This window comes from Paractinoplanes deccanensis, assembly GCF_016862115.1.
In the GTDB taxonomy this organism is placed as follows: Bacteria; Actinomycetota; Actinomycetes; order Mycobacteriales; family Micromonosporaceae; genus Actinoplanes; species Actinoplanes deccanensis.
On record NZ_BOMI01000223.1, the window covers coordinates 1 to 11296 of the forward strand.

The window sequence follows — 11296 nt, forward strand, 5'->3', positions numbered from 1 at the left end:
CCGCCGCCCGCCGGGGACGACCGGTCTCCGGCCACGCGGTCTGCCGGACGGCCGGGGTCACAGCCCCCGCCGACCAGTCCACCTGCGACGACGGTGGCTCCGCGTGCAGGGTCGGCGGCACCGTGCCGTGCCGCATCGCCATCACCATCTTGATCACACCGGCCACGCCCGCGGCCGCCTGCGTGTGCCCGAGATTCGACTTCACCGAGCCCAGCCACAGCGGCGTCTCCCGGTCCTGCCCGTAGGTGGCCTGCAACGCCTGCACCTCGATCGGGTCGCCCAGCCGCGTGCCGGTGCCGTGGCCCTCCACCACATCCACCTCGGCCGCCGTCAGGCCCGCGGTCGCCAGCGCCCGCCGGATCACCCGCTGCTGCGACGGCCCGTTCGGCGCCGTCAGGCCGTTGGACGCGCCGTCCTGGTTCACCGCCGAACCGCGCAGCACCGCCAGGACCCGGTGGCCGTTGCGCTCCGCGTCGGACAGCCGCTCCACCAGCAGCACACCGACGCCCTCGGCCGCGCCGAACCCGTCCGCGGCCTCGGCGTACGCCTTGCACCGCCCGTCCGGCGCGAGGGCGCGCTGCCGGCTGAACTCGACGAACATGTCGAGCGACGACATCACCACGACGCCGCCGGCCACCGCGAGATCGCACTCGCCCGACCGCAGCGACTGCGCCGCCAGGTGCAGGGCCACCAGCGACGACGAGCACGCCGTGTCGAGCGTGACCGCCGGGCCCTCCAGGCCGAAGGTGAACGCCACCCGGCCGGACGCGACGCTGGCCGTGTTGCCGGTGACGATGTAGCCCTCCAGCTCGGCCGGCGTCCGGTGCAGGCGCGCGGCGTAGTCCTGGTAGGTGGCGCCCACGAAGACGCCGGTGTCGCTGCCGCGCAACGACGTCACCGGCACACCGGCCCGCTCGAACACCTCCCAGGTCGTCTCGAGCAGCAGGCGGTGCTGGGGGTCCATGGCAAGCGCCTCGCGCGGCGAGATGTCGAACGCCGCCGGGTCGAAGCCCGCCGCGTCGTGCAGGAACCCGCCGCCGCGGGCGTAGAAGGAGCCGGCGACCGCCGGGTCCTCGTGGAACCGGCCACCGAGGTCCCAGCCCCGGTCGGTGGGGAGCGCCGAGACCGCGTCGCGGCCGGCGGACACCAGTTCCCACAGGTCCTCCGGCGAGCGCACCCCGCCCGGGTACCGGCACGCCATGCCGACGACGGCGATCGGCTCGCCGGTCCGCTGCTCGAGCTCGGCCACCCGCCGGCGGGTGCGCTGGAGGTCGGCCGTGACACGCCGCAGGTACTCGCGGAGCTTCGCCTCGGTGTCGGTCACTGTCAGGACACCCCCAGATCGCGGTCGATCAGCTCGAACAGTTCGTCGTCGGTCGCGGTGAGCGGATCGACGTCCGGCGGCTCCGGTGCCTGCGCGGCGGCGGGCGCGGCCGGTGCGAGCCGTTCGCGGAGATAGCCGGCGAGCGCGGCCGGGGTCGGGAAGTCGAAGACGGTGGTGGTCGGCAGGCTGAGCCCGGTGGCGGCGGCGATCCGGTTGCGCAGCTCGACGCCGGTCACCGAGTCGAAGCCGATCAGCCGGAACGCGCGGTCCGGCCGCACGGAGGCCGGGCTGTCGTGGCCCAGCACCGCCGCGACGTGTGCGCACACCAGATCGGTGAGGGCCTGCTCGGTCGCCGCGGCGAGGCGGGCGGCCGGCTCGGGGCCGTCGCCGGTGCGGAAGCGCGCGACGTCGGGGATCTCGGTGAGCATCGGGCTCGGCCGCAGCGCCGTGAAGGCCGTCCAGAACCGGCTCCAGTCGACGGCGGCGAGGATCGCGACCGGCTCGCCGCCGCTCAGGGCCCGGCCCAGCCCCTCCAGCGCGAGGGCCGGGTCCATCTCGGGCAGGCCGTGCCGGCGCAGCACGTCGGCGACCGTGCCGCCGGCCAGGCCGCCGCCCGCCCACGCGCCCCACACCACGGAGGTGGCGACGAGACCCTGCGCGCGGCGCCGCTCGGCGAGCGCGTCGAGGTAGGCGTTGGCCGGGGCGTAGTTGCCCTGCCCGGGCAGGCCGACCGTGCCGCCGAGCGAGGAGTAGAGCACGAACGCGTCGAGCTCCGCGTGACGGGTCAGCTCGTGCAGGTGGCGCGCGCCGCCGGCCTTGACCCGCAGCGCCCGCTCCAGTTGCGCCGGGGTGAGGGTGTCCACGGTGCCGTCGTCGAGGGCCGCGGCCGTGTGCACGACGGTCCGCAGCGGACGGTCGGCCGGTATGGCGCCGATGAGCGCGGCGAGCGCCTCCCGGTCGGCCACGTCACAGGCCGCCACGGTCACCGCGGCGCCCAGCCCGCGCAGGCTGTCGGCCAGCTCGGCCGCGCCGGGCGCCTCGGGGCCGCGCCGGCTGACCAGCAGCAGGTGTTCGGCCCCGCGGCCGGCCAGCCAGCGGGCCATGTGGGCGCCGAGCGCGCCGGTGCCGCCGGTGACCAGGGCGGTGCCGCCGGTCGTCCACTCCGCCGCGGGCGCGCCGCGTGGCCGCCGCCGGGTGAGCCGGCGCGTCAGCACGCCGTGCTGCCGGATCGCCACCTGGTCCTCCTCGCCGCCGAGCACCTCGGCGAGGAGGCCGGCCGGGCCGTCCAGGTCGATCAGGCCGCCCCAGCGGTCCGGGTGTTCCAGGCCGGCGACCCGGCCCAGGCCCCAGAGCAGCGCCTGACCGGGTTCGATCGGCTCGTCCGGTGCGGTGGCGACGGCGCGGCGGGTGACGCACCACAGCGGCGCGCCGACGCCCGCGTCGCCGAGCGCCTGCACCAGCGCGACGGTCTGCGCGAAGCCGGCCGGCACCGAGGGGTGCTCCGGGTGCGGCCGGTCGTCGAGCCCGAGCAGGGAGAGCACGCCGTCGCAGCCGGCGAGCCCGGTCGCCAGCGTCCGCCGTCCGGCCTCGGGGCCGACCTCGATCAGGTCCGGCCGGGCGCCGGCGCGGCGCAGGGCGGCGAGCACGTCCCCGGTCTCGGACCGGCCGGGGCGCGCGAGAACGGCCCACCGGCCGGTGATCGCGGCGGCCGGCGTGGCCCGGTGGCGCCACTCGACGCCGTACCGCCAGTCGTCGATCGGATCGCCGGCGGTCCGGCGCTCGCGCAGCGCGGACAGCACCGACGCGGCGGCGCGCAGCTCCGCGGGGTCGTGCCCGGGCAGCAGGGCGGCCAGGTCGCCGGCGTCCTCGATGCCGGCCCATCGCCGGTCGCCGGCGTCCGGCGCGTCCAGCCAGTAGCGGCTTCGCTGGAAGGGGTAGGTGGGCAGCGGGACCGGTGCCGCCGGCGGGATCGCCGCGGTCCAGTCCACCGTCACGCCCCGGACGTACGCCTCGGCCAGCGAGGTCAGCATCCGCGCGGGGGTGCCGTCGCCGCGGCGCAGGGAGCCGAGCACGACGGCGTCCGTACCGGCGGTCTCCTGGATCGGCGCGGTCAGCACCGGGTGCGGGCTCACCTCGATGAACGCCGCGGACGGCAGGGCCGCCACGGTGCCGGCCAGCTGGACGGTCTCGCGCAGGTTGCGGAACCAGTAGCCGGCGCCGAGCCCGGCCGTGTCGACGGCCCGGCCCTCGACCGTGGAGTGGAACGGGATCCGGGCGGTCCGGGGAGCGATCGGCGCGAGGGCGCTCAGCAGCTCGTCGCGGATCGCGTCCACCTGCGCCGAGTGCGACGCGTAGTCGACCGGGACGAGCCGCGCCCGGACGCCCTCGGCCGTGCACTGCGCGACCAGGGCCTCGACGGCTGCCGTGTCGCCCGACACGACCACCGTCCGGGGCCCGTTGACCGCCGCGATGCCGACCCGGTCACCGGCGCGGCGCCGCACCTCCGCCACCGGCAGCGCGATCGAGGCCATGCCGCCGGAACCGGCCAGCGCGGCGATCGCCCGGCTGCGCAGCGCGACCACGCGGGCGGCGTCCGGCAGCGTCAGCGCTCCGGCCACGTACGCGGCGGCGATCTCCCCCTGCGAGTGGCCCACCACCGCGGTGGGCCGCACCCCGTGCGCCTGCCACACCCGCGCCAGACCGGCCATCATGGCGAACAGGGCCGGCTGCACCACGTCGACCCGGTCCGGCGGCGGCCCGCCGGGTAGACCGCGCAGGACCGCGGTGAGGGACCAGTCCACGTACGGGGCGAGCGCGGCCTCGCACGCCTCGATCTCGGCCCGGAATTCGGCCGACGCGTCGAGCAGCGCCGCGCCCATCCCCGGCCACTGCGCGCCCTGGCCGGGAAAGACGAAGACCACCTCGCGCACCTCGGCCGCCACGCCGCGGACCAGGCCCGCGGCCACGTCGCCGGCGGCCAGCGCGGCCAGCGCCCGGTCGCGCTCCGCCGAGGTGGACGCCACGACCACGGCCCGGTGCTCGAAGCGTGACCGCTGGGTCGCCAGCGCGACGCCGACCCCGGCGGCCGGCGAGCCGGCCGACGGGCGCAGCCGCGCGGCCTGAGCCCGCAGCGCCGCCTCGGTGCGGCCGGAGAGCAGCCACGGCACCGGCGCCGCGTCGGCAACCGGAGCGGCGTCCGCGGCCGCGACCGGCGGCGCCTCCTCGAGCACGAGATGCGCGTTGGTGCCGCTGATGCCGAACGAGGAGACGGCGGCCCGGCGCGGACGGTCGCCGGCCGGCCACGGTTGCGGCTGCCGGAGCAGGCGCAGCGTCCCGGCGGACCAGTCGACGTGCGGGGTCGGCTCGTCGGCGTGCAGCGTGCGCGGCAGCTCGCCGGCGCCGAGGGCGAGAACCATCTTGATGATTCCGGCGACACCGGCGGCGGCCTGGGTGTGCCCGATGTTCGACTTGACCGAGCCCAGCCACAGCGGCCGGTCCCGCCCGGTCCCGTACGCGCCGAGCAGGGCCTCCGCCTCGATCGGGTCGCCCAGCGCGGTGCCGGTGCCGTGCGCCTCGACCGCGTCCACGTCGGACGGCCGCAGCCCGGCAGCGGCGAGCGCGTCGGCGATCACCCGCTGCTGGGCCGGCCCGTTCGGGGCGGTGAGCCCGTTGGAGGCGCCGTCCGAGTTGACCGCCGAGCCACGGATCACGGCCAGCACCGGATGACCGTGCCGGCGCGCGTCGGACAGCCGCTCCAGCAGCAGCACGCCGGCGCCCTCGGCCGCGCCCATCCCGTCGGCGCCGGCCCCGAACGCCTTGCTGCGCCCGTCGCGGGACAGGCCGCGCTGCCGGCTGAACTCGAGGAACAGCTTCGGAGTGGCCATCACGGTCACCCCGCCGGCCAGCGCCAGCGAGCACTCGCCGTGCCGCAGGGCCTGCGCGGCCAGGTGCACGGCGACCAGCGAGGAGGAGCACGCGGTGTCGACGCTGACCGCCGGGCCGTGCAGGCCGAGCTGGTAGGCCACCCGGCCGGACGCGACGCTGGCCGCGCTGCCGTTGCCGAGGTGCGCCTCGTAGTCGCCGCCGTCGCGGCCGAAGCGGGCCGCGTAGTCGTTGTACATGATGCCGGCGAACACTCCCGTGCGGCTGTCGCGCAGCGCGTGCGGGTCGATGCCGGCCCGCTCGATCGCCTCCCAGGACGTCTCGAGCAGCAGGCGCTGCTGCGGATCGATCGACAGGGCCTCGCGGGGGCTGATGCCGAAGAACTCGGCGTCGAAGTCGGCCGCGTCGTGCAGGAAGCCACCGGCCCGCGCGTAGCTGTGACCGGCACGGTCCGGGTCGGGGTCGTAGAGGTCGGCCGGCCAGCCGCGCCCGGTGGGCAGCCCGGTGATCGCGTCGCGGCCGTCGGCGAGCAGGTCCCACAGCTGTTCGGGCGAGGCGGCGCCGCCCGGGAAGCGGCAGGACATGCCGACGATCGCGATGAGGTCGTCGTCCGGCCGCGCCGGCCGGTCCGCCGCCGTCGCGGGCGTGGTGGCGCCGGTCAGCCGCGTGCGCAGGTAGGCGCCGACCGCGGCCGGGGTCGGGTGGTCGAAGACCAGGGAGACCGGCAGGCGCAGGCCGGTCGCGGCGGCGAGCCGGTTGCGCAGGCCGACCGAGGCGAGGGAGTCGAAGCCGAGCTCCTTGAAGGTGCGGCCGGGGTCGACCTCGGCGCCGGTGTGGAGCCCGACCACCGCGGCGACGTGCCGGGCGACCAGCGCCTCGGCCGACTCCGCGGCAACCGGCGCCGGGGCGGCGGGCCGCTCCGGCCGCGGCGCCAGGTCGCGCAGGATCGCCGGCACCGGGCCGTCGCGCAGCGCCGCGAGGTCGATCCGGGCCGGCACCAGCACCGGTTCGGCCGCGGTCAGCCCGGCGTCGAGCAGCTCCAGCGCCGCGCCGGTCGCGAGGGGCAGGACACCGGCGGCGGAGATCCGGTCCCGGTCGAGGTGCCCGGTCAGGCCGCCGCCGGCCTCCCAGAGTCCCCAGGCGAGCGACACGGCCGGCAGCCCCCGCGCCCGCCGGTGCGCGGCGAGCGCGTCGAGGTAGGCGTTGGCGGCCGCGTAGTTGCCCTGGCCCGCGTTGCCGAGGACACCCATGGCGGAGGAGAACAGGACGAACGCCGCCAGGTCGTGGGTCAGCTCGTGCAGGTGCCACGCGGCCTCGGCCTTGGGGCGCAGGACCGCGTCGAGCCGTTCGGGGGTGAGCGCGGTGAGCACGCCGTCGTCGAGGATCCCGGCGGCGTGCACGACCGCCTTGAGCGGGCGGTCGTCCGGCACGGTGGCCAGCAGCGCGGCCAGCGCCGTCCGGTCGGCGACGTCGCAGGCGGCGAGGGTGACCCGGGCGCCGAGCGCCTCCAGCTCCGCGACGAGGGTGCCGGCGCCGGGCGCCGCGGGGCCACGGCGGCTCGCCAGCAGCAGGTCCCGCACGCCGTGCCGGGTCACCAGGTGGCGGGCGACCGCCGAGCCGAGCGCGCCGGGCGCCCCGGTGATCAGCACGGTGCTGCCGGCCGGGATCGGCGACTGCGCCGGGGGCGGTGGCGTGGCCCGGACGAGCCGCGGCACCAGCACCTCGCCGTCGCGGACGGCCACCTGCTCCTCGCCGGCGGCGAGCGCGGCCGCGACGGCAGCGACGGGTGGCTCCGGCGTGTCGGTGTCGACCAGCACGAACCGGCCGGGGTGCTCCGTCTGGGCCGAGCGGACCAGCCCCCAGACCGGCGCCGAGGCGAGGCCGGGCACGTCGTCGCCGGGGGCGGCGGCGACCGCGCCGGTGGTCACGACGGCGAGCGGTGGCCGGCCGGGATCGTCGCCGGCCAACCGGTCGTGAAGCAGCGTCAGCGCGTCGTGGACGGTCGCGCAGGCGACCGGCACGGCCGTCGCGCCGGCGCCCGGGTCGCCGGCCGGGGCGGGCAGCGGCACCCACCGAATCCGGTGCAGTGCCTGCCCGGCCGCCGACAGCGGCCGCATGACGAGCGCGCCGGCCGTCAGCACCGGAGCGCCGGCCGGGTCCGTCGCGGTCAGGGTCACGCTGTCCGGGCCGGCCGGGGCGAGCCGGACGTGCAGCTCGGTGGCGCCGGTGCGGTGCAGCTCGACGTCGCCGAAGGAGAACGGCAGCAGCCCCGGACCGCCGGCGGCCAGCGACCGCAGCTCCAGCGCGTGCAGCGCGGAGTCCAGCAGCGCCGGCGCGATCGCGAACCCGTCCGCGGCCGGCACGGCCACCTCGGCGAAGAGCTCGTCGCCGAGCCCGGCGAGCCGGCGCAGGCCCCGGAAGGACGGCCCGTAGCCGAATCCCGCGTCGGCCAGGCGCTGGTAGCCGCCGGCCAGGTCGATCTCCGCCGGATCGGGCGGCCAGGCGGCCGCGCCGTCGCGCCCGTGGCCCGCGGGCCGCAGCGTGCCGGTCGCGTACCGGGTCCACGGCTCGTCGCCGTCGCGCGCCGACAGGGTCCACGACCGGTGGTCGCCGTCCGGCGCGCCGACCGCGATCTGGACCGACAGCGTGCGGCCGGGCGGCAGCCGCAGCGGCCGCTCGATCGTCAGCTCGCCCACCCGGGGGAAGCCGGTCCGCGCACCGGTCCAGAGCGCCAGGTCGGCGTAGGCGGCGCCGGGCAGGACCGGCACGTCGCCGACCCGATGCTCGTCCAGCCACGGGTGCAGGGACACCGACAGCCGTGCGGTGAACAGGGCGCCGCCGTCGGCCAGGTCGACGGCCGTGTCCAGCAGCGGGTGCCCGGCGGCCGACGGCCCGCCCGCGCCGGACCGGGCGGGCGGCAGCCAGTATCGGTCCGCGCGCAGCGGGTGGCCCGGCAGGCCGATGCGGCGCGCGCCGAGCCCGTCGAAGAGCCGTTCCCACCGTACGGGCAGCCCGTGCGCGAACGCCTCGCCCAGCGCGGTCAGCATCCGCCGCATCCCGCCGTCCCCGCGCCGCAGCGTCCCGACCGTGACCGCGTCGGCGCCGTGCTCGTCGACCGTCTCCGCCACGCCCAACGACACGACCGGGTGCGGGCTCACCTCGATGAAGCAGGTGGTGCCGGCGTCCAGCAGCTCCCGCACGGCCGACCGGAACCGGACCGGCTCGCGCAGGTTGCGGTACCAGTACCCGGCGTCGAGCGCGGTGGTGCCGGCCGGCTCGCCGGTGACCGTCGAGTGGAACGGCACGGCGGCCGGTCGTGGCGTGATCGGGGCGAGCTCGGCCAGCAGGTGGTCGCGCAGCCGCTCGACCTGCGGCGAGTGCGACGCGTAGTCGACGGGCACGCGCCGGGCGCGGTCGTCGCGGGCCAGCAACGCCGCCAGCGCCTCCGGAGGGCCCGAGACGACGGTCGAGCGGGGCCCGTTGATCGCCGCGACCGACAGCTCGCGGAGGTCGATCTCCTCGGGCGGCCGGGGCACCGAGACCATCCCGCCGGCGCCGGCGAGGGCCGACAGCGCCCTGCTGCGCAACGCCACCACCCGGGCGCCGTCGGCCAGGCTCAGCACCCCGGCCACGCAGGCCGCGGCGATCTCACCCTGGCTGTGGCCGACGACGCCGGCCGGCTCGATCCCGTACGACCGCCACAGCTCGGCCAGCGAGACCATCACCGCCCACAGGGCCGGCTGGACGACGTCGACGCGCTCCAGCATCGCGGCGTCGCCGAGCACGTCGAGCAGGGACCAGTCGATGTACGGCCGCAGCGCGCTCGCGCACGCGTCCATCGCCGCCGCGAATACCTCGGAGTCGCGCAGCAGCTCGGCCGCCATGCCGGCCCACTGCGCGCCCTGCCCGGGGAAGACGAACACCGCGCGCGGATCGCCGGCCGCCCGGCCGGTCACCGCGTCGCCGGTCAGCCGGTCGCGCAGCTGCGCGAGGTCCGCGCCGACGGCGACCATCCGGTGCGCGAAGCGGGCCCGTCCGATGGCCAGGGTGAAGGCCGCGTCGGTGACGTCGGCGTCGACGGTGGCGAGCCGGTCCGCGTAGGCGCGCAGCGCGTCCGGCGTGCGCGCCGACAGCACCCACGGCACGATCCGCTCGTCCCGGGCCGACCGCGTGGCCGGCGGCTCGGCGTGCTCGATGATGACGTGCGCGTTCGTGCCGCTGATGCCGAAGGAGGAGATGCCCGCGCGCCGCGGCCGGCCGGTGGCGGGCCAGTCGGTGGCGGCCGTCGCCAGCTCGACGGCGCCCGCCCGCCAGTCCACCTTGGGCGTCGGCGCGTCCACGTGCAGCGTGGCCGGGAGCCGGCCGTGCCGCATGGCCAGCACCATCTTGATCAGTCCGGCCGCGCCGGCCGCCGCCTGGGTGTGCCCGATGTTGGACTTGACCGAGCCGAGCAGGAGCGGCCGGGGCCGGTCGCGGCCGTAGACCGCGAGCAGTGCCTGCGCCTCGATCGGGTCGCCGAGCGCGGTGCCGGTGCCGTGCGCCTCGACCGCGTCCACGTCCGAGGGCCGCAGGCCGGCCGCGGCCAGCGCCGAGCGGATCACCCGCTGCTGCGCGGCGCCGCTCGGCGCGGAGAGCCCGTTGGAGGCGCCGTCCGAGTTGACCGCCGAGCCGCGGATCGTCGCCAGCACCGGATGGCCGTGGCGGCGCGCGTCCGAGAGCCGCTCCAACAGCAGCATCGCGCCGCCCTCGGACCAGCCCGTGCCGTCGGCGGCCGCGGCGAACGGCTTGCACCGGCCGTCCGGTGCGAGCCCGCGCTGCCGGCTGAACTCGACGAACATGCCGGGGGTGGCGAGCACGGTGGCGGCGCCGGCCAGCGCGAGGGTGCACTCGCCGCGCTCCAGCGACTGCGCGGCCAGGTGCAGGGCCACCAGCGACGACGAGCACGCGGTGTCGACCGTCAGCGCCGGGCCGTGGAAGCCGAAGGTGTAGGCGATCCGGCCGGACGCCACGCTCGGGGTGGTCCCGGTCAGGACCCGGCCGGCGAGACCGTCCGGCGCCTCGTGCAGACGGGGGCCGTAGTCGGTGGCGGTCGCGCCGACGAAGACGCCGACGGCGTCGCCGCGGCGGGCCGTCACGTCGATGCCGGCGCCCTCGAAGACCTCCCACGAGAGGGTGAGCAGGAGCCGCTGCTGCGGGTCCATGCCGAGCGCCTCGCGCGGCGAGACACCGAAGAAGCCCGCGTCGAACGCGCCCGGCTCGTCGAGGAATCCGCCGCTGCGGACGTAGCTCGTGCCCTCGTGGTCCGGGTTGGGGTGGTAGAGGCCGTCGAGGTCCCAGCCCCGGTCGGCCGGGAACGGGCCGACCGCGTCGGCGCCGTCGGCGAGCAGCCGCCACAGCTCGTCCGGGGTGGCGACGCCGCCGGGAAGGCGGCAGCTCATCGCGACGATCGCGATCGGGTCGTCCGCGACCTGGTCCACCTGGCCGGCGGTGGCCGGGCCGGTGGTGGCTCCGTCCAGCGCGGCGAGCACGTGCGCGGCGAGCCGTTCCGGGGTGGGGTGGTCGAAGAGGTCGGCCGGCGGGAGCGCGAGCCCGGTCAGCCGGTTCACCCGCTCCAGCAGCTCGACGCCGGCCAGCGACGAGAGGCCGAGGTCGTGGAAGGTGGCGTCGGCGGCGACGTCGGCGGCCGTGGCGTGCCCGGCGACGTGGGCGACCGAGGCCCGCACCAGGTCCAGGGCGATCCGCCGGCGGCCCGGCTCGTCGGCGCCCTCCCACGGGCGCGGCAGCGGGGCCGCAACGGCGGCGGCGCTCTCGCCGATCCAGTGCCGGACGCGGGCGAACGGGTAGGTCGGCAGGGCGATCCGGCTCGCCTGCCACCCGGCGAAGACGGCCGGCCAGTCGGCCCGCACGCCTTGGACGTGCAGCCGGCCGATCGCGGTCAGCAGGGCGTCGGTCTCCGGCTGGTCCCTCCGGAGCGCCGGCACGAACCCGCCCAGCCCCAGCGCGGTCAGCGACCCGTCCGGACCGACCTCCAAATAGACGTCAGCGGCAGCCGCCTCCACGGCGTCGGCGAACCGGACAGTCTCGCGCACA

2 protein-coding genes are annotated in these 11296 nt (G+C 77.7%); both read right to left on the minus strand.

Translation table 11 applies throughout. From position 1 onward, the window contains the following. On the minus strand, window positions 1-1324 hold a 1324-nt coding region (locus Ade02nite_RS48590), incomplete at its 3' end, for a beta-ketoacyl synthase N-terminal-like domain-containing protein (RefSeq protein ID WP_203778251.1). A 2-nt stretch (window positions 1325-1326) separates the two neighbouring features. Next, window positions 1327-11265 carry a type I polyketide synthase gene (locus Ade02nite_RS48595; protein WP_239169635.1) on the minus strand — a complete coding sequence of 3313 codons (9939 nt, stop codon included), beginning with the start codon at window positions 11263-11265 and terminating at the stop codon, window positions 1327-1329. Window positions 11266-11296 lie beyond the last annotated feature (31 nt).